Origin of the sequence: Microcystis viridis FACHB-1342 (assembly GCF_014698335.1) — a bacterium.
In the GTDB taxonomy this organism is placed as follows: Bacteria; Cyanobacteriota; Cyanobacteriia; order Cyanobacteriales; family Microcystaceae; genus Microcystis; species Microcystis ichthyoblabe_A.
Genome location: NZ_JACJSV010000018.1, coordinates 37,037 through 62,153 on the forward strand (window position 1 = coordinate 37,037; position 25,117 = coordinate 62,153).

The 25,117-nt window shown below is 41.6% G+C and carries 26 protein-coding genes and 1 pseudogene; 8 read left to right on the forward strand and 19 right to left on the reverse strand.

The window, feature by feature from the left end:
* Positions 1 to 318 precede the first annotated feature (318 nt).
* The gene (locus tag H6G40_RS08300) at positions 319 to 1,956 is read left to right on the forward strand and encodes a tetratricopeptide repeat protein (protein ID WP_069474023.1); all 1,638 of its coding nucleotides are present in this window, start codon (positions 319 to 321) and stop codon (positions 1,954 to 1,956) included.
* The gene (locus H6G40_RS08305) at positions 1,953 to 3,194 is read left to right on the forward strand and encodes a P-loop NTPase family protein (RefSeq protein ID WP_069474022.1); all 1,242 of its coding nucleotides are present in this window, start codon (positions 1,953 to 1,955) and stop codon (positions 3,192 to 3,194) included. Before H6G40_RS08300 ends, H6G40_RS08305 begins: the two co-directional genes overlap by 4 nt.
* Positions 3,195 to 3,248: 54 nt before the next feature.
* Here the strand turns inward: H6G40_RS08305 and H6G40_RS08310 are convergent, their stop codons facing one another.
* The 6 genes from H6G40_RS08310 to pcrA all read right to left on the reverse strand — a co-directional run bounded on the left by H6G40_RS08310 (position 3,249) and on the right by pcrA (position 8,421).
* A complete protein-coding gene (locus H6G40_RS08310; RefSeq protein ID WP_002736002.1) occupies positions 3,249 to 3,536 on the reverse strand; it encodes a hypothetical protein in 288 nt (95 codons plus the stop codon).
* Positions 3,537 to 3,643: 107 nt separating this feature from the next.
* Positions 3,644 to 3,850 (reverse strand): type II toxin-antitoxin system HicA family toxin, encoded by a 207-nt coding sequence (locus tag H6G40_RS08315; RefSeq protein WP_002737289.1) that lies wholly within the window; start codon positions 3,848 to 3,850, stop codon positions 3,644 to 3,646.
* Positions 3,847 to 4,050 (reverse strand): type II toxin-antitoxin system HicB family antitoxin, encoded by a 204-nt coding sequence (locus tag H6G40_RS08320; RefSeq protein ID WP_002737783.1) that lies wholly within the window; start codon positions 4,048 to 4,050, stop codon positions 3,847 to 3,849. The genes H6G40_RS08315 and H6G40_RS08320 overlap by 4 nt, the downstream gene beginning before the upstream one ends.
* A 116-nt stretch (positions 4,051 to 4,166) precedes the next feature.
* Positions 4,167 to 4,400 carry a hypothetical protein gene (locus H6G40_RS08325; protein ID WP_002755760.1) on the reverse strand — a complete coding sequence of 78 codons (234 nt, stop codon included), beginning with the start codon at positions 4,398 to 4,400 and terminating at the stop codon, positions 4,167 to 4,169.
* A gap of 890 nt (positions 4,401 to 5,290) precedes the next feature.
* Entirely contained in the window at positions 5,291 to 5,722 is a 432-nt protein-coding gene (locus H6G40_RS08330; RefSeq protein ID WP_002755759.1) for a CAAD domain-containing protein, read from the reverse strand.
* A gap of 377 nt (positions 5,723 to 6,099) precedes the next feature.
* Positions 6,100 to 8,421: a DNA helicase PcrA gene (gene pcrA, locus H6G40_RS08335; RefSeq protein WP_123231149.1), complete on the reverse strand. Its 2,322-nt coding sequence runs from the start codon at positions 8,419 to 8,421 to the stop codon at positions 6,100 to 6,102.
* 325 nt (positions 8,422 to 8,746) lie between these two features.
* Between pcrA and metK the strand changes: the two genes are divergently transcribed.
* The gene (gene metK, locus H6G40_RS08340) at positions 8,747 to 9,997 is read left to right on the forward strand and encodes a methionine adenosyltransferase (protein WP_002736829.1); all 1,251 of its coding nucleotides are present in this window, start codon (positions 8,747 to 8,749) and stop codon (positions 9,995 to 9,997) included.
* Positions 9,998 to 10,158: 161 nt separating this feature from the next.
* On the opposite strand, the gene H6G40_RS08345 is transcribed toward metK, so the two are convergent.
* The 8 genes and pseudogenes from H6G40_RS08345 to H6G40_RS08380 form a co-directional block, all read right to left on the reverse strand.
* The gene (locus H6G40_RS08345) at positions 10,159 to 10,941 is read right to left on the reverse strand and encodes a hypothetical protein (protein ID WP_002738026.1); all 783 of its coding nucleotides are present in this window, start codon (positions 10,939 to 10,941) and stop codon (positions 10,159 to 10,161) included.
* Positions 10,938 to 12,158: a hypothetical protein gene (locus H6G40_RS08350; RefSeq protein ID WP_004160032.1), complete on the reverse strand. Its 1,221-nt coding sequence runs from the start codon at positions 12,156 to 12,158 to the stop codon at positions 10,938 to 10,940. Before H6G40_RS08350 ends, H6G40_RS08345 begins: the two co-directional genes overlap by 4 nt.
* A gap of 5 nt (positions 12,159 to 12,163) precedes the next feature.
* Positions 12,164 to 12,556 carry a heavy metal-responsive transcriptional regulator gene (locus tag H6G40_RS08355; protein ID WP_002737834.1) on the reverse strand — a complete coding sequence of 131 codons (393 nt, stop codon included), beginning with the start codon at positions 12,554 to 12,556 and terminating at the stop codon, positions 12,164 to 12,166.
* Positions 12,557 to 12,642: 86 nt separating this feature from the next.
* Positions 12,643 to 13,197, reverse strand: coding sequence for a phycobiliprotein lyase (locus H6G40_RS08360; protein WP_069474021.1), 555 nt, complete (start codon positions 13,195 to 13,197; stop codon positions 12,643 to 12,645).
* A 33-nt stretch (positions 13,198 to 13,230) separates the two neighbouring features.
* Complete coding sequence (locus H6G40_RS08365) at positions 13,231 to 14,208, reverse strand: glycosyltransferase family 2 protein (protein ID WP_069474020.1); 978 nt, start codon at positions 14,206 to 14,208, stop codon at positions 13,231 to 13,233.
* A gap of 29 nt (positions 14,209 to 14,237) precedes the next feature.
* A pseudogene (locus H6G40_RS08370) lies at positions 14,238 to 15,047 on the reverse strand (glycosyltransferase).
* 2 nt (positions 15,048 to 15,049) lie between these two features.
* A complete protein-coding gene (locus tag H6G40_RS08375) occupies positions 15,050 to 16,009 on the reverse strand; it encodes a GDP-mannose 4,6-dehydratase (RefSeq protein ID WP_069474019.1) in 960 nt (319 codons plus the stop codon).
* A gap of 14 nt (positions 16,010 to 16,023) precedes the next feature.
* On the reverse strand, positions 16,024 to 16,944 hold the full coding sequence (locus H6G40_RS08380) for a glycosyltransferase family 2 protein (protein ID WP_069474018.1): 921 nt from the start codon (positions 16,942 to 16,944) through the stop codon (positions 16,024 to 16,026).
* Between the two features lie 167 nt (positions 16,945 to 17,111).
* Between H6G40_RS08380 and folB the strand changes: the two genes are divergently transcribed.
* Positions 17,112 to 17,468, forward strand: a complete 357-nt coding sequence (folB, locus tag H6G40_RS08385; RefSeq protein ID WP_002735328.1) for a dihydroneopterin aldolase — start codon at positions 17,112 to 17,114, stop codon at positions 17,466 to 17,468.
* On the opposite strand, the gene H6G40_RS08390 is transcribed toward folB, so the two are convergent.
* Positions 17,455 to 17,997 carry an NADPH-dependent FMN reductase gene (locus tag H6G40_RS08390; RefSeq protein ID WP_002735738.1) on the reverse strand — a complete coding sequence of 181 codons (543 nt, stop codon included), beginning with the start codon at positions 17,995 to 17,997 and terminating at the stop codon, positions 17,455 to 17,457. The two genes, folB and H6G40_RS08390, sit on opposite strands and share 14 nt — an antisense overlap.
* 162 nt (positions 17,998 to 18,159) lie before the next feature.
* Here H6G40_RS08390 and H6G40_RS08395 point away from each other — a divergent pair, with 162 nt between their 5' ends.
* The gene (locus tag H6G40_RS08395; protein WP_002735315.1) at positions 18,160 to 18,486 is read left to right on the forward strand and encodes a hypothetical protein; all 327 of its coding nucleotides are present in this window, start codon (positions 18,160 to 18,162) and stop codon (positions 18,484 to 18,486) included.
* Here the strand turns inward: H6G40_RS08395 and H6G40_RS08400 are convergent.
* The 3 genes from H6G40_RS08400 to rseP all read right to left on the reverse strand — a co-directional run bounded on the left by H6G40_RS08400 (position 18,483) and on the right by rseP (position 20,979).
* The gene (locus H6G40_RS08400; protein ID WP_042790652.1) at positions 18,483 to 19,091 is read right to left on the reverse strand and encodes a rhomboid family intramembrane serine protease; all 609 of its coding nucleotides are present in this window, start codon (positions 19,089 to 19,091) and stop codon (positions 18,483 to 18,485) included. The two genes, H6G40_RS08395 and H6G40_RS08400, sit on opposite strands and share 4 nt — an antisense overlap.
* 140 nt (positions 19,092 to 19,231) lie before the next feature.
* Positions 19,232 to 19,888, reverse strand: a complete 657-nt coding sequence (nth, locus tag H6G40_RS08405; RefSeq protein WP_002736342.1) for an endonuclease III — start codon at positions 19,886 to 19,888, stop codon at positions 19,232 to 19,234.
* A complete protein-coding gene (rseP, locus tag H6G40_RS08410; protein WP_002736295.1) occupies positions 19,888 to 20,979 on the reverse strand; it encodes an RIP metalloprotease RseP in 1,092 nt (363 codons plus the stop codon). Before rseP ends, nth begins: the two co-directional genes overlap by 1 nt.
* A 149-nt stretch (positions 20,980 to 21,128) precedes the next feature.
* On the opposite strand from rseP, the gene H6G40_RS08415 reads away from it, so the two are divergent.
* The 3 genes from H6G40_RS08415 (at position 21,129) to H6G40_RS08425 (ending at position 23,118) form a co-directional block, all read left to right on the forward strand.
* A complete protein-coding gene (locus H6G40_RS08415; RefSeq protein WP_002737222.1) occupies positions 21,129 to 21,692 on the forward strand; it encodes a globin family protein in 564 nt (187 codons plus the stop codon).
* 179 nt (positions 21,693 to 21,871) lie between these two features.
* Positions 21,872 to 22,462, forward strand: coding sequence for a PAP/fibrillin family protein (locus H6G40_RS08420; RefSeq protein ID WP_002736482.1), 591 nt, complete (start codon positions 21,872 to 21,874; stop codon positions 22,460 to 22,462).
* A gap of 215 nt (positions 22,463 to 22,677) precedes the next feature.
* Entirely contained in the window at positions 22,678 to 23,118 is a 441-nt protein-coding gene (locus H6G40_RS08425; RefSeq protein ID WP_002737589.1) for a repeated sequence found in lipoLPP family protein, read from the forward strand.
* 156 nt (positions 23,119 to 23,274) lie between these two features.
* Here the strand turns inward: H6G40_RS08425 and H6G40_RS08430 are convergent, their stop codons facing one another.
* Positions 23,275 to 24,714: a tetratricopeptide repeat protein gene (locus H6G40_RS08430; RefSeq protein ID WP_002735820.1), complete on the reverse strand. Its 1,440-nt coding sequence runs from the start codon at positions 24,712 to 24,714 to the stop codon at positions 23,275 to 23,277.
* Positions 24,715 to 25,117: the final 403 nt, after the last annotated feature.

The window sequence follows — 25,117 nt, forward strand, 5'->3', positions numbered from 1 at the left end:
TTAAATGCGATCGAGTTTTTTTTAATGAAAAAACATCACTTCGGGTTAAGGAAAGTACAATTTTATCCCCGGCGCTTTTTCCTTGCGGTAAAATATTGATAGCTCGATCGGGTATCCCGATTTACAGCCCGCCATGCGGAACAAATCTGGATTGTTAAGTAGGTAGGCGTTAAAAGTTGTCAGACACCCCCCTTATCAAGGGGGGCAGGGGGGATCCCCCCCGCCTATCGGCACCCCCCTTATCAAGGGGGGCAGGGGGGATCGAACCTAAAATCCATTTTTAATTTAATTATAACCAGCTACTTAACTTATACCACGATGTCGAAAAAAGCGAAAGGATTCGGTCAGTCGCCAACTCCCACGAGAAAATTTAAGGATTTTCTCCTTGCTTTTGGGGATTTTTATCGAAAAAATTCCAAAGATGAAACGAAGCTACAGCAATTTTTAAAAGCAAATATTAATAAATTAGATGATTTACTTTTAGACGCTTTACCTTTAGTCTTCACAAGCTTAATCGCCGATAAATCAATAGACGAGCGAGAAATAATAGCCAGCCTTTTCGAGAATTTTGCTGTCACCATTGACAAGTTTCCGTTAGGCGATCGAGCAACAAATTTAGAATTAAGTATTACCGCTCATAATCTCAGCCTAAAAATTTACACCCGCGAGAATTCCCCCGTAGATTGGGCGGGAACCCTCAATAACCTCGCTCTCGCTTACAGCGATCGAATTCGGGGTGATCGGGCTGATAATCTGGAGAAAGCGATCGAACTGTACGGGCAAGCTTTAGAAATCTATACCCGCAAGAATTTCCCCGTAGATTGGGCGATGACCCTCAATAACCTCGCCAGCGCTTACAGCGATCGAATTCGGGGTGATCGGGCTGATAATCTGGAGAAAGCGATCGAACTGTACGGGCAAGCTTTAGAAATCTATACCCGCAAGAATTTCCCCGTAGATTGGGCGGGAACCCTCAATAACCTCGCCAGCGCTTACAGTGATCGAATACTGGGCGATCGGTCTGAAAATCTAGAGAAAGCGATCGAACTGTACGGGCAAGCGTTAGAAGTCTATACCCGCGAGAATTTCCCCGAAAATTGGGCGATGAGTCAGCATAATTTGGCCAATGCCTATTGCGAGCGAGTTTTAGGAGAGCGGAAGGACAATTTAGAACGGGCGATCGATCTCTACAATCAAGCCGCTCAAATCTCTACTCGTGCCGCGTTTCCCGTGCCATGGGCGGGGAATCAAGGGGATTTGGCAGAAGCTTTGATGCAACGGGATAACCCCGGCGATCTCGATACTGCGATCGCTCTACTTCAAGAAGCTCTAGAAGTCTCCCCCGCAGGTTGTCAAGATTTTATTGACTTTCAGTATCGATTAGGAATAGCTCTTTCTCAAAGGTACGATCGCGACAAAAATTTCGACGATCTCCGACAGGCTTTAGTAGCTTATAAAACCGCCCTAGATCTGATTAGTCCCGAACATTACGATCGAAAAGATATCTGGAAAGCGCTGCCCACTACCCAAACCATTCTCGGTAGTCGTCTGGTGCGGGATGGCGAATGGCAGCAAGGGTTACAACTGTTGTTAAATAGCGTCAATCAACTTAGTACCAGTGACGATCGCCTAGCCCATGCGAACGCGCTCTACCACACCGGCCGCGCCTACGAAGTTCTGTCCGATCGAGAGAAAGCCCGTCTCTACTATCGCGATGCCCTGCGTTGGTACGAATATTTACAGGATTTACCCGGAATCGCTAAAAGTCGCACTGGATTGGGGAATGTTTTCGTATCCCAAGGACATCTAGAGAAAGGAATGGAGGAACTCGATCGAGCGAAAGCAATCTACCAACAACTACCACAGACCGATCCCGATAAAGTGGAGGAGATAGACATTATCTATCAAGCTTCTCGACGGGCGATCGAACGACAAACCAGCGAGGTATATTTATGACAAGTGCCGATGATCTTTTTAAGCAATCCTTTGACAATATCCAACGGTTAGGACTGAAGGAAATCCCCTTTACCGAAAGCCCGATCGATTTAAACAGCGATACCCTCGATCGTGTTTTTACCGGGCGACAAAAAGAATTGGGACGGGTGTTTAATCTGTTCCAAAGTCGCGAGCGTCGTCGGATTCTGGTTTCCGGTCGTTTAGGAATCGGCAAAAGTGCTTTTTTACTGGAAGTATTGTCGGTTATGCGCCGCAATCGTCCGCAAATGTTGACTACCTATATATCTCTACCCGCAGGTTTAGATATCGCCACTACAGCACTGATCGCCCTCGCTAGAGCGATGCCAAATGACGATTGGGCGCAGCGTCAACTCCATCAGATGGGAATTCCCACCGCCAAAGTGTTAAAAGAACGCGGGGCGGAAGTGGGGGCTAATGCAATCCTTACGGGTAAACTTACCGAGAAAGATTTACCGATTACGAAATTTCAATATCCGACTGTGAGCTTCGATACATTGTTAGAGCGGGCGCAAAAAATATATCCGCAGGGGATTCTGATCGCGATCGATGATCTAGATAAACAAAATCCTAGTGTGGTACGGCAAATGATGCACGACGCGCAGGGAATGTTAAAAGGTCGGGCTTGGTTTATGCTGACGGCCCACCCCATCGGGATGACGGGAGATTTATTAACCAGTGAACGCGGTTTATTTGACTTGCATTTGCCACTAGAAGAACTAGATGCCGATACCACATACCAGATGTTAATTAACTATCTCAAAAGTGCCAGAATTAACAACGATTGTACAGATCCGAAAGATGACAGGTGTGTACTTCCCTTTTTACCAGATGCGGCAAGACGTTTTTGTGAGGTTTCTCTCGGCAAACCCCGTTTGTTCAACCGCTTGGGGAATATTGTACTCTCCACTGCGGCCGATCTTCAGGTTAAAACGATCACGATGGAAGTTCTCGAAAAAGGATTAAAAGCAGCCGAACAGGATTTCCGACAACAAGCGGCCTTAAACGCCAAAGAGGAAAGAATTCGTCTGCTTTTGCAACGCAAAGGTAATATCTCCGACGATTCGATCACCATCGATGAGCTTGAAAGTTTAGGTTTTCGGGCATTTAGTGATATTTTGCCCTTTCTAGAAAGATTGGAAGAAGCTGATCTAGCTCAAAGGTTAAATCAAGAGGATGTGACGGTTTTCGAGCCGATCCTTCTCCCTCCGGCGGATTGAAGGGAAAACGAAAATACACCGGCAAAAATCGATCGCCGTTCCCAGAAAAATCCTTTAAGGATTTGGGATCGATCGCACCAGCAGAGTCAGAATACTGGTTAATACTGCCACTACCACGGGAATAATCAACGATTTTGCTCCCTTAAGGTCCGATACATCCTGAATTAAAGCGTCCTGTGTTCCCTCTACTTTTTCTAATCGCCTATCAATAATCTTGAGTTCGGTTTTCACCTCGGCCATATCTACTTTTAGATCGGTGAAATCTTTCTGTAAAGAGTCTAATTTTTCCGTGATATTTGTCAGGATAATTTCTAGGGAATTGGTGACGGGGGATTGACTCATCTGAATTTCGGGGAATATTCGATCGCCTAGTGGTATTGTAGGCTGATAATCGTTATTGGTAATTCTGCGATCTTTCGGGAGTGACGGAATTACAACGATCGCATTGATCAAATATCTTCTTCAGAAAGTCCCGCTTGTTTCAAAAAATGCTTGAGTAATCCGATTTTTAAATCCTGGTTTCCGTGAATCGGCACAGAGATACGGGTGGGATTATCTGGCTGACAGTAAATGTGATGGCTACCTTGAATTCTCAATAATTCCCATCCGTGACGCTCTAAAATTTTGGCGAACTTTTTCCCAGAAATCGATTTCATATCGCTATTTCTAGAATACGAGTTTTCGGATCGGTCGGCAAGGATTCCACATCTATGGATAGACAACCTTCGATCGCCTCGTGTAAATTCTCTAGTAGTTCCTCGAAAGTTTCTGCTTGGGTGGCACAGCCGGGGAGCGCCGGGACTTCCCCCCAGAAGCCACCTTCCTCCGCCTCGTGAACGATAACTTTCATTTTCATTGCTTATCTCCTAGATCGATCAATGGGAGGGATGGATAGATAATTATTACCACTCCTAAAATCTAACATTTCTACGGGGTTGTGTAAATAATCAGTCTTCAATAACTGGATTTAGTCTAAATATTGTAGGCTGTTTTTGTAGGTGATGCAATCCTTACCAACTGACGACATTCTGTTTTAATGGCTTGTTGTAGTTCTTGTGCCTCTGAATCGCTTAAAATGTCTGAAAACTTGGCCAGAGGATGATTGTTGCCTGTTGCCTGAACTCGATGTAAAAAATCTAACACGGTTTCTATTAGATCATCAGGTGCTTGTTCGAGTTCTTGAATTAATTGTTGACGATGGTTCATAGACAGTCTTAACGAGTAATACAGTAAATGTGATGGCTACCTTGAATTTTCAATGAGGTTCTCCAATTTTGGCAAACCTTTTCCCAGAAATTGATTTTAATTGACTCATCTGAATTTTGGGGAACATTCGATCGCCTAGTACTATTGTAGGCTGATAATCGTTGCCGTTTCCTCTCTCTTATAACAAAGAAAAACCCACTGCCCCCAGCGTTGGTGGATATTTCGACTAATAATCAATAGATCAAAGCAAAAGTAACTGAATTTCCTGAGAAAGTGGCTAATACTAAATCGGGCTATTAAAAACTGATTATTTATTCTCCCTATTGCTTTTTGCCTCTTGCCTTTTGCCTAAAACCCATAACTTTTGTACCTCACTAGACTGAAAAACGCTATAGTATAAGCTCTTGTGCAAAAACAAAAGAGTTGAGTGTTTCCGCTCAACTCCTTGGTTATCTATGCTTGATTCTTTGACACTCCCATCGGTAAAACCGAGGGATTCTTGGGCTGAATCTTGCCTCTACTAGCAATGCTAATTTTGGTCTTACATTTTCATGTCTAGTCCGACTACACCTATAAGGCAAGCACTCTTGTGGACTACTCCCCAAGCTTAAATTCGGGTATGCCCTACCCTATTTGATTATTTTATCTCCCACATATCCCATATTTTTTGTTAGAGGGCAGTGAGGTATTGGGTCAACCTTTTTGAGTTGGTGACACTAGCCTTTTTACAACGGTCAGTTCGCGTGCCACGACTACACATCTGACTTTCCGCTTGCTTTCACTTTAGCACAAATTATCTTAAAACAGCAGAGTTTTAGTTGTGCTTCGCTGTTTCTATACTGGTCGGGGTTTCATCCCGTCGGTAAAACCGAGGGTCTTCACCCCGACATTTAAGATAAAGTGTTATTGTGACTGCCAAAAACTTGCGCTTTTAGTGCATCAATTTCGGCTAATAACTCGCGACGATTTTCATCTTTGAGCAGATAGCGCCAGACAAACCAACCAGTGTAAACGATCCCAACTAATTGTAGGATAGGAGCAAGGAGGGGAATATCATCGATCGCATCTAAAACCGCTAGGGTAACTTTCACGGTGACAAAACTCGCTAAAATTGCCCCCAGAACGATTAAAGGTTTTTTGTATCCAGAGAAGAAACTACCGATATAATCGGGGACATTAGCCAGATATGACATTACCGAATCCCACACTGGTTCTACATATTCAGACCAAATCTGTTCGGTGCTGCTGCTGGGTTTGCTCAGAGACCCGGGTAAATCTGTTCTAATCGGATTTTGTGTTTCGGTGGGTTGCATTGATTCCATATTAACTGATCCTCATCATAAAGGTTAGACAGTGCGCGAATACGACCAACGGGGGTCAATTTTAACAGACTGAATAGACTAACTCGCTGTTGCCCATATTATCGGATAATTGCGATAGTAGGCGGAAAGTTTCTCAACAACTATTAAGAATCAAGGATTTAGCTTCTCAATTTTATCGTCAGTCTGACCGCAATTCTCTATTCTAACAGCAGGTAGCGATCGGAGTTGAGGAATCGGGGGGATGTCAGTTATCAGTGAACAGTAATCAGTTATCAGTGAGGAAATAGGTAGTAAAAAGCCAGTGGGTTACGGCGAATACTCAATTTTTAGTGAGATTATAACTTATTTTTCGCCTAACCCACCCTACAGATGATTACCTATTCCTGGATAAGTTGCATGGGTGCGGTGCGAGGATCGATGATTTTCTGACCTAAACCCGAAAATTTGACCGCTAGACTCATTTTTTTGCCCGTACCGAGGATATGGGTCACTTCTCCTTCTCCAAAAGTAGAGTGTAACACTCGATCGCCTACCTGCCATTTTCTTTGATCAGAGACAGTTTTTTCCATAGGAACCACTTTTGGGGTCTTTTTCGGTTTCAGGTTGCTTGTGAGCAATTCTGGGGGCAATTCCTGCAAAAATTGGGAAGCTACCTTCATCTCTTTATTCCCCCAGACGTATCTTTCTTTTGCGTAGGTTAAAAATAATTGTTCCTTGGCCCGAGTCACCCCCACATAACACAAACGGCGTTCTTCCTCAAGGGCAATGGGATCGTTTAAACTACGATTATGGGGAAAAATGCCCTGTTCTAAACCGACTAAAAAGACGACAGGAAACTCTAAACCTTTGGCCGAATGAAGGGTCATTAACGAGACTTTTTCTTGACCTTCCTGAAGATTATCTAAATCCGAGGCTAAACTAGCACTAGCGAGAAATTCCTGGAGATTGGTTTCTTCGTTTTCCTCTTGGAATTGTACCACAGCGCTATACAATTCTTGAATATTCTCGATCCGGGTATCAGCTTCCTCGGTTCCCTGCTGTTTTAATTCATCAATATATCCCGAATCTTCCATGATTTTATCTAGGATTTCACTAGCGGATAAATCGGTGATTTTTTCTTGCAGGTTTTGGATAATTTTAGCTAATTTATTGATGCTTTTAGTCGCACGACCGGCGAGAGTATTAACGGAAGTTTCATCGCTGATAATTTCCCATAAAGGTACTCCTAATTCTTGGGCAGCTTTGAGCAAATTATCGATTGTGGTTTTACCGATACCGCGTCGGGGAGTGTTAATAATTCTCAGTAAACTAACGGTATCAGCAGGATTGGCAATCACTCGTAAATAAGCGATCGCATCTTTAATCTCCTGTCGATCATAAAATTTAAATCCCCCGACAATATTATAGGGAATATTATTGCGAATTAACCCATCTTCAAAGGGACGAGATTGGGCATTAATTCGGTAGAGAATGGCAAAACTACCCCAATTTAATTCGGGATTTTCTTGGGTAAATTCTCGAATTTTATCGATAACAAAAGCCGCTTCTTCCTGTTCATCCCTGGCTTTAAAAACATAGATAATCTCGCCCCCTTCTCTAGTGGGAACAAGGACTTTATCGATTCTTTGACTATTCTTTTCAATTAATTTATTAGCCGCTTGTAGAATATTCTCCCGTGAACGATAGTTTTCCTGTAATTTCACCATCGTGCGAGTATCATCATCGGGTAAACCATCGCCAAAGTCCGCTTGAAAATTGAGCAGAATAGTAAAATCCGCCATCCGAAAACTATAGATAGATTGGTCGGCATCACCCACCACAAAAATCGATCGATCCGTCCAATTCCACTCACTTTTTTTCGTTTCACCATTGGTGGACAAAAGCCTAATTAACTCGTACTGAATCCGGTTAGTATCCTGGTATTCATCGACTAAAATATGCTTAAATTGCGTGTGCCAATAACCGAGAATAGATTCATTTTGCTGAAAAAGACGGACTGGAACCAGTATCAAATCATCAAAATCTAGGGCGTTATTTTGTGCCAATTGCATCTGATAAGCCTGATAAACTTCAGAAATGACCTTTCCCCGAAAATGAGGGTTTTCTCTGGCGTAATCTGTGGGTGTTAAACCTAAATTTTTGGCATTACTAATCGCATAACGTAGATTGCGAGCGTCAAATTTTTTATCGTCTAAATTCATTTGTTTAGTGACGATATTTTTTACCAAACTTTGGGCATCAGATTCGTCCATAATTGAGAAATTCCTTTGCCAACTATGACCATATTCATCCTGATATTTATTAATGTCATAGCGCAAAATTCGACCGCAAAGACTGTGAAAAGTTCCAATCCAGAGTTTTTTAGTATAATTCCGATAAACTTGAGAAAAGAGTTTTTTCTGTTCGTATTCTTCCAAAAGTTCTAATCTTTGACCGTATTTTTCCTGTGCTTTTTGTTGAGCAAAAGTTTTTTCAATTCTCGTTTTCATTTCCCGGGCCGCCTTATTGGTAAAAGTGACCGCGAGAATATTTTCCGGATCGACCCCATGATGACGGATCAAATGGGCGATACGATAGGTTAAAGCGCTAGTTTTTCCCGATCCTGCTCCAGCAACCACCAACAAGGGGCCGCAAAAATGCTCCACAGCAATGCGCTGAGAAGGATTGAGTTGTTCTAAATAATCGGCTGTGACTGTCATAATCTTGGCATATAGCTCTGCGACCTCTATTACTCAGGCTACATCATCGAGACAGGTATCGCTCATTAGTCAACCCCTTCGAGAGATAAAAATTTTTTGGGCCAGTTTGTTTCAAGTCGTTCAAGATTCTAAGTTGTCCTCTACAATGGAATTAGCGGAGACGAAAGTTTCCGTTCACTCCTCACACCACACTCCGTCCGGACAATGTTCGGGCGGTTTCTTATTGAAAATACTTGATCTCTACAAATTCCCTGTTACACTGTATTATCAAAGATTTCTTGGAATCTTTTTGCGTTCAAATGTACTACCATGTGAGGGACATCACTTGTCTAAACGTTATTTGTTCACCTCCGAATCGGTTACAGAGGGACATCCCGATAAAATTTGTGACCAGATTTCTGATACCATTCTCGATGCTCTGTTATCCCAAGATGACCACAGCCGTGTAGCGGCTGAAGTGGTTGTCAATACAGGGTTAGTCTTGATTACTGGTGAAATCACCTCGAAAGCACAGGTTCATTTCGTCGATTTAGTTCGCAAGAAAATCGCTGAAATTGGCTATATCAACGCCGATAACGGATTTTCCTCGAATAGTTGCACCGTTTTAGTCGCTCTAGACGAACAATCTCCCGATATTTCCCAGGGGGTCACGGCTGCTCAGGAAAATCGCGAACTTCTCAGCAATGATGAACTCGATAAAATTGGTGCGGGAGACCAGGGTATTGTCTTCGGTTTCGCTTGCAATGAAACCCCCGAATTTATGCCCTTACCGATTAGTTTAGCCCACCGCATCGCTCGCCGTCTAGCGGCAGTCAGAAAAACCGGTGAACTGTCCTATCTGCGTCCCGACGGTAAAACGCAAGTATCGGTCATTTATGAAAATGGTCGTCCCGTGGGTATCGATACTATCCTTGTTTCTACCCAACACGATGCTACTATCGGCGATATCACCGATAATGATCTCGTCCAACAAAAGATTAAAAGTGATCTCTGGAAAGCGGTAGTAGAGCCAGTTTTCAGCGATTTAGAGATTAAACCCGATGCCAACACCCGTTATCTGGTTAATCCCACCGGAAAATTCGTCATTGGTGGACCCCAAGGCGACGCGGGATTAACGGGACGGAAAATTATCGTCGATACCTACGGTGGCTATTCTCGTCACGGTGGCGGTGCTTTCTCCGGTAAGGATCCTACCAAAGTCGATCGCTCTGCGGCCTATGCTTGCCGTTATGTGGCCAAAAATATCGTCGCTGCTGGTTTGGCCGATAAGTGCGAGATTCAAGTGGGTTATGCGATTGGGGTAGCTCGTCCGGTGAGTCTCTTCGTGGAAACCTTTGGCACTGGCAAAGTCGCTGATGATGTGATTCTGGACTTAATCAATAAATACTTTGAACTCCGTCCGGCCGGTATTATCCAAACCTTTAACCTGCGCGGTTTACCCAGTGAAAGAGGCGAGCGTTTTTACCAAGATGTGGCCGCTTATGGTCATTTTGGTCGCAATGATCTCGATTTACCCTGGGAAAAGACCGATAAAGCCGCTATCCTCAAAGAAGCTTTGACTTCTGTGGTAGTATAGGGTTAGAAATTAACTGCAATTTTTGATTGAGGAGTAGAGTTTAAGGCTCTATTCCTTTTTTATACTAAATTCGTTGAGTATAGGCTACTTATGAGAAGAGGCAAAAGCGGGAATAAATAATCAGATTTTCTAACCTGAAGATTAATCTTCAGTTTGCTAGGCTAAAATCTGAAAGAATAACCAATTTTTAGCTTTAATTGACTTTGATCATGGCTATTAGTGGCAATATCTCCCTCGATACCGAAATCGATCACACCTTGACGATTAATTTGCTGACGAATTCCCATTCCAGTGCGAATTAAAACTCCACCATTACTATTATCGCTGGTAATTACGCCCAATTCTGCTAGAAAAGTTTGATCGAAGCGTTTCGGATAACCAATCGGTCGCGAATAACCGAGAATTGCAGCGGGTAAAAAAGATCGATCGCCATTATCGGGGTCAGTTTTTATGTTTAAATCGAGATTAAGATGCAAGCGATCGAATTGACCGAGAGTTTTACTGGCAATTCCCCGCAGACGAAAATCTAATCCACTAGCATTATTTCCCGTCGGTAATCCCACATCGGTACGAATAGCAAAAGCAGGAACATTATCGTATTCGCGATTGAAATTATAGAAAAAACCTACGGATAAATTCCCCACATCAAAATCCGTGTCATCACTATTAACTCGTCCTCCCACTTGTGGATCAATACCGATAATAATATGACCATTACGAATAATACCATTGAGGTATTCAAGATCAAATTCACCACCGACATTGCTGTTTTCAGGAAAGACTAACCCAGTACCAAATTCTATCGATTGTTCCCCAAAACCCATACTTTCAGCATCATCAAAAGAAAGGGGACGACCAGAATCCAGATTATTATGATCGTTGGCAAAAACTGGATTAGTAAAACTGGCAACTAAACCCACGGCAATCAATAAAAATCTTCTCATTTTGTCGGTTCCTCTTGAGCATTGCTGTGGTCAGGTTTTTTCTCCGTATTAGGAGGGTTTTCTGGGGAGTGATTTTCGTGGTTATGGTGTTGGTGATCTCCTCCCTCATCTACTTGAGAATCATCAGGTTTTTTCTCAGAATTATCAGGATTTTCGTGATTATGACCTTCGTGAGAAATATCTGCTGGCATTAATCCCATACCCGGAATTCCTGACTCAAAACGATGATCATGTAGTCCTTCACCACCATAATTTTTTCCTGCTTCCATTTCCCGATGATTAGCAGCCATTACTAACCAAATAGCGCGGGTAATTTGTTCGTCTTTTTGTTGGGGAGTTAGCCAATCTGATGCCAGAATATCATTAACCATATCGTGTAACATATGCAGGTTATCGAAGGTGTTAGATATTGCGGGAAAACGTCGGGCAAACTTGGGACTAAGTTCGGCAAACATGGGCATAAAAGCTCGATCAGTGCGATACAATTCCTGACTATGGTATTGTTTACCCACCTGTTTATAAGCCTGTTTTTGTTCCTCTAAAGTTTTCTCATAAAGCAAGTCATACATGGTTCCTTGTAGCCAATGGTAGCCCCAAAATAAGCCATTAACTTTCGGATATTTCTGGCGAAAAGCTTTAGAATAGGGTTGGGAATCCAGATAACCCATATTCATCGGTAATCCAGTAATAGCATAGGGAACTTTTGTCAAGTAAAATTGATATAATTTTTCAATTTCTGCTTCTTTTTCCTCGTTGGTTAATTTGCTGCTGGCTAAAACATCAACGGTTTGAGCATGGAAAATATGCGCCCACTCGAAAACCTGTTCTAAAACACCGTATTTTCTGCCAAAAGTTGGGGAAATATTACCCTCGTCGGGCATAAATTTAGGCGGATTTTTTAAAACCCAATTAATTTTTTGGTATGTCTTAGTTTCTAAATCTTTCGCTTTTCCCGTTACGATATCTTCGTAAGCAAAGGCATGACCAACAGCGATCGCATTTAAGTCTAAAGCTAAATCTCTGACATTATAAATTGCATTATTATAAACCCCTCTTTGGGGATAAATATGATTACGTTGCTTGTTATACATCCAAGCTGGTATATTGTCAGAAATTGCTTGTAAATTCTGAGTTTGAGGTGAATCAAGATGTAAATGTTGAGCAATGACAGGAGTAGAAATCAGTGCTACAGTTACCAATAAAATTAACTTTTTCATGATAGTTAAACCTTGAGATTAGGGCAAATAAATTGATCGTCTTTTGCTGGTGTATCCGTCCATCCTTGCAGGGTTTCGGTTAATTGTTGACGCAATAAAAGCAATTGTTCCACTTGTTTATCGATCTCAGCAATATGTTTAATTAATTTTTCCTGAATATCTCCACAGGGTAACTCGCCCTGATCATGAATTACTAAACATTCGCGGATCTCTTGCAGACTTAAACCCAAGGATTGCAATCTCTTGACAAATAGCAAGCGATGGACAGTATCGGGAGTAAATAGGCGAAATTGTCCCTCTGTCCTCTCAGGGGACTGAATTAGTCCTAATTCCTCGTAATAACGGATTGTTTTAACCGAAACACCACTTTCTAGGGAAAGTTGACCGATTTTGAGCATTATTTTTGCTCCTTAATCCTATCGTTTCTCCATGATAAAATCTCCCCTTGACTGGAGAATCAAGGGGGGGGAGAAGAAATATTTTTTTAACTGACTTTACACTCAACTCCAAAACCGACCAAGAGAACTTTTTCCAAGGGTTCCCCCTCCTGGGGACGTTGATAGTTAATAATTTTGCGAATTCGCAGGTCTGGATTGATTAAAGTAATTGAATCCACGGAAACACTGCGAGTATAATTGGTGGTCATTAATAACTCTCTGGTGGTGGAATCAAAGCGAAAAGCGGAGATAATTGGTCTTGCTTCTTCGTAGGCGCGATCGCGAAGATAATCCCCTTCTAAATAACCGTTATTTTCTGTTTTAACCACAAATAAAAGATTAAGATTTTGTCGCACTTCTTCCCCTTTTTCCGAGATGGTATAGAAACCTAAATTAAACCCCGGGATAGTTTCTAAATCCGCAATATCAGCATAGTTATTATCTCTCAGAACTTTCTGTTTAATCTCCCTGGTGAGGGGTTGGATGAGAAATTCAGTGCGGGAACGTTCCACTTCTTGAGCAGCTAGATAATGATAGGTTCTTTCCGTTTGCCAACTACCGACACAATAGGCAAAAAATTGCTGAAAAACTTCGGTATTCATAGATTTAATTCTCCTCTTGTCAGTATCTTAATTTTAAGTTATTTTATCACTAAGTTGTTCCCTATTTTCAAAACCATAACAATCTCGAACCAGATAAAGTGGCCTACCCTTTACTTCCTCATAAACCCTGCCAATATATTCGCCAATAATACCAAGGGTGAGTAATTGAATTCCTCCTAAAAATAAGACAGCAACCATCAGAGAAGCGTATCCGGGTACATCGATTCCGAAGATAATAGTTCTGAGGATTAAAAAACTAGCATAAACAAGACTAACAAGTGCAATGATCAATCCTACATAAGTCCAGACTTTCAGAGGTAAAAAACTAAAAGAAGTAATACCATCAATGGCAAAATTCCATAATTTCCAGTAATTCCATTTAGTTTGTCCTTGATACCGGGGTTCTCGATCAAATAAAATTGATGTCTGTTTATATCCCACCCAAGCAAATATTCCTTTCATAAATCTTTGACGTTCGGGCATCTTTTTAATTGATTCTACCACTCGGCGATCAATTAAACGGAAATCTCCAGTATTAGGAGGAATAGAAACCCGACTTAATTTATTTATGACTTGATAGAAACCTTCTGCGCTGAAACGTTTAAACCAACTTTCGCCAATTCTAACCAGACGGGAAGCATAAACCACATCATAACCCTCGTGCCATTTTTCGATCATTTCGGCAATTAATTCTGGCGGATCTTGTAAATCAGCATCAATAGGAATAACTGCCATTCCTTGACTATAATCAATTCCTGCTGACATGGCGGTATCTTTACCAAAATTACGCGATAAATTAACCACTTTAATTTGTGGGTAAAGTTGATGATATTCCACGAGATTTTTGAGAGTATTGTCACGACTACCATCATTAACGCAAATGACCTCATAACTGGTATTTAGTGCCTCTAAAACCGCTAAAAGTCGCCGAAAGAGAGCGTCGATATTTTCTTGTTCGTTATACAGAGGGGCAACAACAGATATTCTCACTGGTATTTGATTTGATAGCATATTAATTGACAAAAAACTAGAGAAATTACCTAACAAATGTCAGCAGTCAAAACTTGTTCGTACTTACCTGCTGCTTGCTGCCAAGTATAGTTATATTCGATTAATTTGCGAGCATTTCTAGATAATTTTTCTCGCAACTCTGCCGATTTAAAAAGACTGCTAATCGCCGTACAATATTGCTCAATACTATTAGCCATTAAGGCTGCTAAAGGAACATTATTTACTGCCACTGTTAATCTTTCTAAACCTCGATCCCTGGCTACCACTGGCACCCCAGAAGCCATGAACTCTAGGGTTTTGAAATTCATTCCAAAACCTGTTCTTAGGGGAATAACCACCACAGTTGCCTGATAAAGATAGGTGGTCATTAATGGTACTTGTCTCGTTACAATTACTCCTTTTAACTTAGTTAATTCTTGCACTTCTAGGGATGGATTACCACCGACTAGAGTTAAAGTAGTATCGGGGTAAGTAATTTGTCCTTGGGGACGAATATAAATTTCATTAACACTATGTTCACTGGTAATTACTGAGAATTTTTGACTCTTAACTGCCCTATCTATCCAGTTTTGCATCTCTTGTTACAGCAATTGAGCTAATCTTTGGAGTTTAGCAATTATTCCAGTTTTGGCATATCGAGGACGGGTAAAAACTACCAATTCACTAACAAATTTACCTAACTTATCTACCTCCTCATCCCTAACATCAGCATTAGACTGAACGATGACAGTAATATCATGATTTTTGCCTAGATACTTGAGTAAATTAAAAGTTCTGCCCTGAGTTCCTCCTTTGCGAGATGGATAGGGAAAGGTGGAACTAATCATTAAGATATTCATAGCTATTTCTCTAAACGATTTTCCACCATCATGCGGACAATATCGGTCATTTTGTATCGTGCTTGCCAACCTAATTTTTCCTTAGCTTTGAGGGGATTACCGCGACTAATGGCTAAATCTGTTGGTCTTAATAAACTTCGATCGGAAATTACATGATCTTGCCAATTTAAACCAACAGTAGCAAAAGCTGTGGCGACAAAATCCTCCAGTTTTGAACTTTCTCCCGTGGCAATGACGTAATCATCGGGTTGCTCCTGTTGCAGCATTAAATACATCGCTTCAACGTACTCTGGCGCCCAACCCCAATCCCTTTGAATATCCATATTTCCTAAGTGTAAAGTCTCGGTACTTCCCCAAGCAATTCTAGCCACGGCAGCGATAATTTTTTGGGTAACAAAGCGCTCGGGACGCAGGGGAGATTCATGATTAAAAAGTATGCCTGAACAGGCAAAAATTCCGTAGGCTTCTCGATAATTAGCCACTTCCCAAAAAGCCGCCGATTTGGCCACAGCGTAGGGACTGCGAGGACGAAAAGGGGTATTTTCGTCGGCAGAATTATCGCCGATATCCCCGAAACATTCACTCGATCCGGCATTATATAATTTAATTTTTGCTCTGGTAAATCGAATTGCTTCTAAGAGATTTAAGGTTCCAGTGGCAATACTTTCTAAGGTTTCCACTGGCTGCTCAAAAGATAAACCCACAGAACTTTGTCCAGCCAAATTATAGACCTCATCCGGCTGAATTTTAATTAACACCTGTAGGACACTGCGAAAGTCATTCAGTGACATTGATTCTAGTTTTACCTGTTCCTTGATTCCCAAACGTTTCAGGTTACTAAAAGAGGACATCTGAGCATCCCGGGAGGTGCCAGAAACCGTATAGCCTGCTTTTAACAGTAATTCGGCTAGGTAGGCTCCATCCTGCCCCGATATACCACAAATTAACGCTTTTTTACTCATTTATTTACAATAATTTACTTTTGCGGGTTTAACATCGCCTTGGCGGCCTCGCTTAAATAACCGATTTGTCCGTAGGCATAGAGAAGATTATCAAAGCTTTTAGCGGGATCATTGATAAATTTGACAGATTTAACCAATCCTCTCACCAAACGCTCACCTCCTCGCCCAAATTGAGCCAATCCCGTCCTTCCTGCCACTTCTTCCCGGTAGTGTTCGCTGATGCCTTGCCACCAACTGCGACTCATAAACCATTGACGATTGATTCTTTCTGGGGCCACATTGTGTTCCACCAATGCTGCAGGAAAATAGCCCACTTGCCATCCCTGGGCCAGTGCCAGTTCTGTAGTGTATAATTCTTCGTTAGAGAGAAGTTTTTTGCCAATTCTTCCCAAATTAGGGTCAAAACCGCCAATCTTCCCCAAGAAATCTCGCCGAATTGAGTAATTAACCCCTCGCGGAGTTAAATTCGCTTGGCTGATATATACCACATTGTCGCCCAAATCGAAAGCCCCTAAACCCCCTGCTAACTGATCGGATAACCAATTGGGTTGACTATAGCCTTGCGGCCAAATAAGAGTGACTTTTCCCCCTGCTACTGCCAGTTTTTCGTTATTTTCGTAGGCATTTAACAGAATTTGCAACCATTGAGGACTAGCGATCGCATCGTCATCCAAATAAGCTAAAATCGGCGCTCTAGTTTCCTTCGCTCCGCGATTTCTGGCGGTAGATAGCCCTAAAATAGGTTCGTAAACATATTTTAGCCGCCCATCTCTCAGACGCGACTCGGCCACTTGACGGGTTTTATCGGTAGATGCGTTATCAACCACTAAAATCTCACAATCTGGGCAGGTTTGCGCCAAAAGACTATCGATCGCTCCTTCTAGGTAGTGATCGCGGTTGTGGGTACAGATAATCCCTGCTATTTTAGGAGCCATGGCTATCAAGGTTACTCATTCAATACCCTAAAACTTAACATTCCTTTGCAAAAATGTAAAAATGCTTGAGGAGACTCCGAGACTCCGAGACTCCGAGATTGCTTTTTACTTATAGAGTTTCTCGTCAATTTGTGACCAACGCTACCAGTTTTTTAATTTAACTATCTATGGATACTATTCACGTTACAGGAATTCGTGCCTACGGTTACACAGGATATCTGGCTGAAGAACAGGTTTTAGGTCAATGGTTTGAGGTAGATTTATCCCTCGAAGTTGATATCAGCATTGCTGGCAAAAGTGACGCAATTGAAGATACCCTAGATTATCGACAGGCGATCGAAATTGTCAAACACCAGATTGAAACCGGCAAATTTGCCCTAGTGGAAAAATTGGCCACAGTCATCGCTGAGGATATTCTACAACTCGATCGAGTGCGACAGGTAAGAGTACAATTATCGAAACCCGCCGCCCCAATTCCCCATTTCACCGGTAAAATCACCATCGATATTACTAGATCCCTTTGAGTTTACGCGTATTATCGACTAAACTTTCAGCAAAAGCGTCAAAACGTTGGGAAAGCTTCTCGTCAAGGATTTTTCCTTCTTCGTTGAAGACTTTCCACGCTTGTCCTAAGCTAATTTGTTCGGGAATTACCCAAGCATGAACCCAACGGAGAATGATTCTTAAATCATTGAGGGCGTTACTATTGGATTGGCCGCCTAAAACACTGATTAACCCGGCAACCTTTCCCGATAACTCCTCAAAACTCATTAAATCTAAGGCATTCTTCATCACACCACTGACACTGCCATGATATTCCGGTGTCGCCAAAATTAATCCCGCTGCCGATTTAACCGTTTGCTGCATTTTGGCCACATCGGGATAGTCAGAATAGTCATCTCCCCCGTTACAGAAGGGTAAAGAGAGTTTTCTCAGGTCAATTATCTCCGTTTCTATTCCTAACGCCCCTACTCGACTGATAGCAACTTCTAACGCCATCGCACTATAGGATCCCGGGCGTAAACTGCCATTAATACCAACGATTTTGATCATAGAATTTATACGAACTCATAACGACTACATATAAGCTAACAAAAAAAAGAGACAATTGGGGCAAGCTTAGTTAAAAAAATATGTCGATGGGGCGGAGAGAGCGATCGATCTAAGTTTTAATGAGAATAGAAAGAAAGATTTATTCCATTTCCCCTCATTGCCATGCCAGAATTTCTCGATTTTCTCAAACATAAATATGCCTATGTGGCTATTGGTGAATTTAAACCGGGGTGTTTTTCCGAAGCCCAAAAACTCTACGAAAAAGCCGTTTCCACCTATTCTACGGGATTCCAGGGGGCTTTTCTGTTGCAAAAACCCGGAACCGATGAAGGAATTGCCGTAATCATCTGGGATAAAATCGATGATATGGAGGCAAATAAAAGCGAAGACCATGAATTATTGCTGAAATCCATGGCTCCTCTATTTGCGAAACCGCCTGTCACCGATTTTTACGAAGTATGTAGCGAGATAGAAGGTTCCCCCATTTAGGAATAATGTTTCTTTTCGGTGGCGATTAATTTGGCGGCTAAAACCCCGCCTAGAAAGCCAAATAAATGTCCTTGCCAAGAAATCCCCGGACGGGAAGGCAAAACGCCCCAAATTGTGCCACCGTAGAGTAAAAAGACTAGAATTGACAAGAGTATAGAAGGAATATTTCTTTGGAAATAGCCCCGCAGTAATAAAAAACCTAAATAGCCAAAAATCAAGATACTTGCCCCGATATGGATGGATCCGGGAGCAGCAAATAACCAGACTCCTAACCCCCCTACCAGCATAGTTAACCCAGTCACAATAAAAAAGTCACTGGTTTCCTGTAACATCACCAACCAACCGAGAATCAGAAAAGGAACCGTATTAGCAATAAGATGGGGAAAGTCCCCGTGTAGGAAAGGTGCGAAAAGAATACCCCGCAATCCGATGACTTGATGGGGAATAATCCCGAAATAGTCTAAACTGCCCCGAAAAACAAATTGATCTAAAATCTCTAACAGCCAAAAAATCGCCACAAAGGTAGCGAGGATTATTGCTTGGGTTTTTATTTCTTGCCGTGATCCTTGACTCATAAGATTGATGGATGAGCTATTTTTTCCCATTATAGCCCCCAGATCAGTTATCAGTTATCAGTTATCAGTTATCAGTTATCAGTGATTCAGTTACCAGTGATTCAGTTATCAGTTATCAGTTATCAGTTATCAGTGATTCAGTTACCAGTTATCAGGTGTGAGTTTACTGTTTACTGTTTACTGTTTGCTGTGGGACAAAGAGGGGCTAATTGACAGGAAAAACAAGCGGGATTTCTTGCTTTACAAACCGCCCGGCCGTGGTAAATAATACTAATAGAAAAAGTTTCCCAATCCGGTTGAGGTAGTAAAGCCATTAAATCCCGTTCAATTTTCACCGGATCGTTATTAGTAGTTAAACCCAAACGATTACTTAAGCGCTTAACGTGGGTATCTACTGTCACCCCCTCAATAATCGCGTAAGCGTGAGCAAGTACCACATTAGCCGTTTTTCTAGCTACCCCGGGTAAAGTTAATAATTCCGCCATTGTCTTGGGTACTTCCCCCTGAAAATCCTTGAGGATTTTTTGACAAGCACCCTGAATATTTTTAGCTTTATTGCGATAGAATCCCGTGGAACGAATCAGGGTTTCTAACTCCTCTCGCTCGGCAAAAGCTAAGGATTTAGCATCGGGAAAACGAGCGAATAAAGCAGGAGTCACCTTATTTACCCGCTCATCAGTGCATTGTGCCGAGAGAATAACTGCCACCAATAACTGCACAGGAGTTTGATAATTTAAGCTACAGGTTGCCTCTGGATATAATTGCTTTAAGTTGCTTAAAATCTCTAGGGCGCGCAGTTGAAGCTTAGTTTTTTTTCGAGAGTCCATCACTGGAATAAATCCTGAAAAACTGCTAGGTTAGCCGTGTCGCGCACGATTAAGAAAACTCCTAATCCTAAGAGTAAAACTAGACCTGTTTGCATGATGTTATCTTGCAGTTTAGTTGGGAGAGGTTTACCTACTAAAGCCTCGATTAATAAAAATACCAACTGACCACCATCAAGAGCAGGTAAAGGCAGAATATTAATCACCGCTAAGTTAATACTAATTAGGGCGGCAAATTGAAAAAGATTACCCGCATCATTACGAGCGATTGCTGCTCCATATTCGACAATTTTAACCGGTCCTGCTACCTGTTGAACACTGTCTTTAAAGTTACTAACTAACTGCCCAAAACCTTGCACGGTTAATAGGGTTAATCGTTGAAATTCACCCGCACCCAAGCTAAAAGCTTGACCAAAACTATCGGCTTTCAGGCGAGTTTCTTCACCGTTAGGAGCCAATCTCACCCCAATTTTACCCTGACCATCACTTCCCAATTCCGGAGTAACAATTAAATCGAGAGTTTCTGTGGGGCGTTTGATGGTTAATTTTAGGGGTTGATCGGGGGAAGATTGAATAATGTCACGGAAGTCAATAATGGCATTCTGAGAAGCACCAAGGGGCTGATCATTGATAGCAAGTACGATATCCCCTGCTTGTATTCCCGCTTGTTTAGCGACGGAATTTTCCGAGGTGAAAACCTCTGGAATAATTACCCCTTCTTGATAGTTAATTTGGGGAAAACCCACCGTAGCGACTTGGGTAACAAGCAAAAAATAGGCAAAAATTAAATTAGCAATTACCCCGGCACTAATGACGATAGCTCGATCGAAAACAGGACGATTGCGTAATAAATCAGGATCGTTATTGGGAATTTGACTATCGGGATCGTCATCGGGAAAACCAACGTAACCCCCTAAAGGAATGGCGCGGAGGGCGTATTCTGTTTCTTTACCTTGATATTTAGCTAAAGCTGGACCAAAACCGATGGAAAAGCGACTAACATGGATAGATTGCCAACGAGCAGCGGCAAAATGACCTAATTCGTGAACGACAATTAATAGGGCAAGTACACCGATCGCTATTAAAACTGACATGATGATCAAAATATAATGACTTAGCTTTTGTTTATTGTAAGCGATCCTCCCAAGCAGATTGCAAAAAATCTCTAGTTATCGCTAATTTTTCGATCATTTATGCTAAAAGTGATCTTAACCGCCTAATTTGACCCGACGGAGAGCGATCGATGCCTTTGAGTGAGCGCGCCCAGCAATTAATCCCAAAAGCGAAAATCATCAGTTTCGCTAATTGGCCCTATCAGCAAGCAGCGATCGCTGTTTGGCAACAAGCGGATGATCAAACTCGCTATCTCGATGATAGTGATTTAGATACTATCGTCAATTTAGAGCCTGATTTACTGGTTTCTAGTCAGCAAGCTCGAAAACTGCGGGATAATGCTAATAGCATCGTCGATAACGCTCGTCAGACTGTATTAAACCAATTTCCCACCATTTTTCAACCCGGAGGCGATCTTCATCCACCCCACCGTGCCGAAGCTTGTTGGCGTGATTTCTGGAACTTTTTACGTTGTATTACCTACGGTGTCGCCGGACAGCAGATTCCCTACACCAGCGCCGAGGGATTGGAAAATATGCGTCTTCTTTACCAAGAATTACAAGTACCATTAGGGGCGATGATTTCGGGGTTAGAAGCCTTAAAACAATACAGTTTAGATTATTTTAGCGACTCAGAAAAAACCGCAATTACTCCCTATTTTGATCACTTAATTGCGGTTATGAAAAAGTTTTAAAACCGAGGCATTTAATCCGTGTTAAAATAGTGAGGCCAACAGTTAAAAATGCCGCTCACCGAGGTTAAAACTCCGTTGAACCCATGAAATCATCGGCGCGGGTAGCCCTCTTCGGGCCACCAAAAACCTCGATCGAGTGCCTGGCGGGTCGAGGTACTTTATAAAATGAGGGAGATTCTATGGATGCCAAAGCGAAATTACTAGAATTGATAGCTGGTAGAAATCGCGGACTCCTGGCCACGGAAAGCGACCGCGTGCGGATTTTAGCGGCGATCGAACAATTGGAGGACCACAATCCCCATCCTCATCCCCTCGAAGTTAAACAACTATTAGGGGGCAATTGGCGTTTACTATTCACCAGCAGCCGCGACATTCTGGGACTAGATCGCCTACCTTTTTTTCAATTGGGGCAAATTTATCAATATCTTGACCTGAACAAGGCCAAACTCTACAATATTGCTGAAATTACGGGCGTACCTTGGTTAGAAGGAGCAGTGATCGTCGCCGCTACCTTTGAACCCACCTCCGAGCGTCGGGTTATGGTCAAATTTGAGCGCTCGATCCTCGGTCTGCAACGTTTTCTCAATTATCATTCTCCCCAAGAATTTATCGAAGCGATCGAAAGTGGCAAAAAATTTCCTCCCCTCGATTTTTCCTTCAATAATCGTGAACAAAAAGGTTGGCTCGATATCACCTATCTCGATGAAGATCTCCGCATCGGCCGCGGCAGCGAAGGCAGCGTCTTTATTTTGGCTAAGGAAAAAACCTAACTTAAGTAGGTAGGCGTTAAAAGTTGTCAGCTCCCCCCTTATCAAGGGGGGATTAAGGGGGGATCGAACCTAAAATCCATTTTTAATTTAATTATAACCAGCTACTTATTACCATAAGACTAAATACTAGGCAATAGGTAATCAGTTTTTAATAACCAGATTTAGGATTAAAATCAAATTATTGTACTATCATTACTCCCAAGTATGTTACCAAAATGTCTAACGAAACCGTTACTTATAGTCTTGAATCTGTACTCAAGGAAATCAAAGACAGCATCAAGGAGGTTAACCAAAAAATCGATACCCTACAAAGAGATGTCACCCAAAAAATCGACACCTTGCAACAGGATGTTAACCAGAAATTTGACAGCCTACAGAAGGAAGTTAACCAAAAAATCGACACCTTGCAACAAGATGTTAACCAGAAATTTGACAGCCTACAGAAGGATTTTAACCAGAAATTTGATAAGATCGACGAACGGCTAACTAAGCTAGAGTTAGGGCAAGTAAAACTAACTGAGAAAGTCGATGGGATGGATAGAAGACTAGAAAAGGTGGAAGGAACCCAAAAAAATCAAGTTTGGACGTTAATTATTCTTTTAGGAGGAGCGATCGGAACGGCATCGTGGCGCTCTTTCTTTTCTGGTAATCCTTAGAAATATTACTATAATTTCTCACTTTAGGGTAGTTATGAGGGGAAATTAGCAGATGTAAAACTCAGGTTAAAAATAAGGGATGTCTAACCCATTTACAACTAAAGGAAACTTAACCACCCCCAGAAAGAAAGCAACGATTAAGGGATATTTTCGGGTTTATAATTGCCGAATTGCCTGATCACAATATTGAACATATCCTGCTAACCCCAATGCTTGAAATAATTTCCGCGCTTGAAGAATTGCTTCTTTCGCTTCCGATATACGTTTGAGTTTATAGTAGGTAAGTCCCAGATTCAACAGAGTCTTTGGTTCTCCTATGATATACTCCATTTCCTGAAAGATTTCTAAGGACTTTTGATAAAACTCGATCGCTTTTTGGTATTCTCCTAGGGAATCGTAAACATTCCCCAAACCTAGATAGGAATAAGCTTCTCCTGTTATATCAGAGATTTCCCGTTTGATCGCTAAAGACTGTTGATGAAACTCGATCGCTTTTTGGTATTCTCCTAGGTAATTGTAAATATTGCCCAAATTATTGTAACAATACGCTACTCCCCTTATATCATCAATTTCCTGAAAGATTGCTAAGGACTGTTGATAAAACTCGATCGCTTTTTGGTATTCTCCTAGGGAATGATAAGCATTGCCTAAATTATTGTAAGAATCTGCTTCTCTCCAGCGATCTCCGCTTTTCTGAAAGATTGCTAAGGACTGTTGATAAAACTCGATCGCTTTTTGGTATTCTCCTAGAAAATAGTAAATACCTGCTAATGAGTCGAGACTCGCAACTAAATCAAGTTCTAGATTTAACTCTTTTTGTAAATCGATCGCCTTTTGATAATACTCGATCGCAAGCTGTTGTTCCTGACGATAATCTGACAATGGCAGATTTAATAAACGAAGGTTATAAATCTTAGCTAAACTGGCATATAAACTCGCTAGTCTTGGCTCTTTTTTGCCTTTATTTACCTCGATTTGCTCGATTAGTTCTAACAAGTCTTCCTTAGAGATTAAAGGAATATCTTTATCTATAGTAATTTCGTCAAAAGATTGTAAAATTGGTAAAAATTCCTGACAAGGTAAAAAGTTACTTGGAGGAGAAATAAAGCGAAAAACTCCTTTTCTCCAACTCCAAAAATCGGGGGACTTTTTGCGTAAATTTACCTCCACTGTGCTTGTTACCCAAAGAACGATAGAATAGGGAAATTCTCGCAGTCCTTCCCTTGTCCATTGCAGATAACCAAAAAATTTATCTAGTTCCGATTTTTCCCGTTGCCATTCGATCGAGTGTAATTTTTCCACTCCTGTGGTTGTGATCACGGCATTTTTGCTTTGTAATAACTCTGGTTTTCTGGAGACTAAACTAGCAATTGCTGCTCTTAAATTCGGTTCTTTTTGATCTAAATCAATCCGATAACAAGGGATTACTGGTTCTAATTCTTTGCTATAGCGATCAATGATTTCTTCTCGCAATTTTTCCTGATCACACACACAAATTAATATATTTAATCTCTCTTGATTTGCCTCTAGAGACACGATTAAACCTTCGTATTCTCTTTCATTTTGGTCGGTAATTGAAGATGTTTCATTATTCATAATAAGTGGATAGCTGTTAAAAACTGTCAGATACCCCCATTAGGTAGGGTTGATTCATGAATCAACCCTACGGATCAAGGAGTGATCCGCACCCCCCTTATCAAGGGTAGGGTTGATTCATTTAAATTAAGTATAGCTGATTTTGAGTCAATAAATTTGATCGAGGATTCTCAAGTTTATCTTTTTCTAATCAGAAGAGTTAGTCATAATAACTAATCTTTAATCTTCTGCCAATATTTATTATGAATAGATTGATAAAGCCTGTTCCCAAGCCACTAAAAGCCTATCTATCTTGAAATTGTCTGAGAGTAAATCCTGTTAATTTAGCTAATTTTTCTGCTTCTTACGTCGATAAAACTATCAGTTTTTCCCAACGTTCAGCTAACCACCTCTGTCCCTCCGT

Coding starts and splice junctions, on each gene's coding strand:
- H6G40_RS08300 (WP_069474023.1), top strand. CDS start 319: ATGTCGAAAAAAGCGAAAGGATTCGGTCAGTCGCCAACTCCCACGAGA.
- H6G40_RS08305 (WP_069474022.1), top strand. CDS start 1,953: ATGACAAGTGCCGATGATCTTTTTAAGCAATCCTTTGACAATATCCAA.
- H6G40_RS08310 (WP_002736002.1), bottom strand. CDS start 3,536: ATGAGTCAATCCCCCGTCACCAATTCCCTAGAAATTATCCTGACAAAT.
- H6G40_RS08315 (WP_002737289.1), bottom strand. CDS start 3,850: ATGAAATCGATTTCTGGGAAAAAGTTCGCCAAAATTTTAGAGCGTCAC.
- H6G40_RS08320 (WP_002737783.1), bottom strand. CDS start 4,050: ATGAAAATGAAAGTTATCGTTCACGAGGCGGAGGAAGGTGGCTTCTGG.
- H6G40_RS08325 (WP_002755760.1), bottom strand. CDS start 4,400: ATGAACCATCGTCAACAATTAATTCAAGAACTCGAACAAGCACCTGAT.
- H6G40_RS08330 (WP_002755759.1), bottom strand. CDS start 5,722: ATGGAATCAATGCAACCCACCGAAACACAAAATCCGATTAGAACAGAT.
- pcrA (WP_123231149.1), bottom strand. CDS start 8,421: ATGACAGTCACAGCCGATTATTTAGAACAACTCAATCCTTCTCAGCGC.
- H6G40_RS08345 (WP_002738026.1), bottom strand. CDS start 10,941: ATGAGAAGATTTTTATTGATTGCCGTGGGTTTAGTTGCCAGTTTTACT.
- H6G40_RS08350 (WP_004160032.1), bottom strand. CDS start 12,158: ATGAAAAAGTTAATTTTATTGGTAACTGTAGCACTGATTTCTACTCCT.
- H6G40_RS08355 (WP_002737834.1), bottom strand. CDS start 12,556: ATGCTCAAAATCGGTCAACTTTCCCTAGAAAGTGGTGTTTCGGTTAAA.
- H6G40_RS08360 (WP_069474021.1), bottom strand. CDS start 13,197: ATGAATACCGAAGTTTTTCAGCAATTTTTTGCCTATTGTGTCGGTAGT.
- H6G40_RS08365 (WP_069474020.1), bottom strand. CDS start 14,208: ATGCTATCAAATCAAATACCAGTGAGAATATCTGTTGTTGCCCCTCTG.
- H6G40_RS08375 (WP_069474019.1), bottom strand. CDS start 16,009: ATGAGTAAAAAAGCGTTAATTTGTGGTATATCGGGGCAGGATGGAGCC.
- H6G40_RS08380 (WP_069474018.1), bottom strand. CDS start 16,944: ATGGCTCCTAAAATAGCAGGGATTATCTGTACCCACAACCGCGATCAC.
- folB (WP_002735328.1), top strand. CDS start 17,112: ATGGATACTATTCACGTTACAGGAATTCGTGCCTACGGTTACACAGGA.
- H6G40_RS08390 (WP_002735738.1), bottom strand. CDS start 17,997: ATGATCAAAATCGTTGGTATTAATGGCAGTTTACGCCCGGGATCCTAT.
- H6G40_RS08395 (WP_002735315.1), top strand. CDS start 18,160: ATGCCAGAATTTCTCGATTTTCTCAAACATAAATATGCCTATGTGGCT.
- H6G40_RS08400 (WP_042790652.1), bottom strand. CDS start 19,091: ATGGGAAAAAATAGCTCATCCATCAATCTTATGAGTCAAGGATCACGG.
- nth (WP_002736342.1), bottom strand. CDS start 19,888: ATGGACTCTCGAAAAAAAACTAAGCTTCAACTGCGCGCCCTAGAGATT.
- rseP (WP_002736295.1), bottom strand. CDS start 20,979: ATGTCAGTTTTAATAGCGATCGGTGTACTTGCCCTATTAATTGTCGTT.
- H6G40_RS08415 (WP_002737222.1), top strand. CDS start 21,129: ATGCCTTTGAGTGAGCGCGCCCAGCAATTAATCCCAAAAGCGAAAATC.
- H6G40_RS08420 (WP_002736482.1), top strand. CDS start 21,872: ATGGATGCCAAAGCGAAATTACTAGAATTGATAGCTGGTAGAAATCGC.
- H6G40_RS08425 (WP_002737589.1), top strand. CDS start 22,678: ATGTCTAACGAAACCGTTACTTATAGTCTTGAATCTGTACTCAAGGAA.
- H6G40_RS08430 (WP_002735820.1), bottom strand. CDS start 24,714: ATGAATAATGAAACATCTTCAATTACCGACCAAAATGAAAGAGAATAC.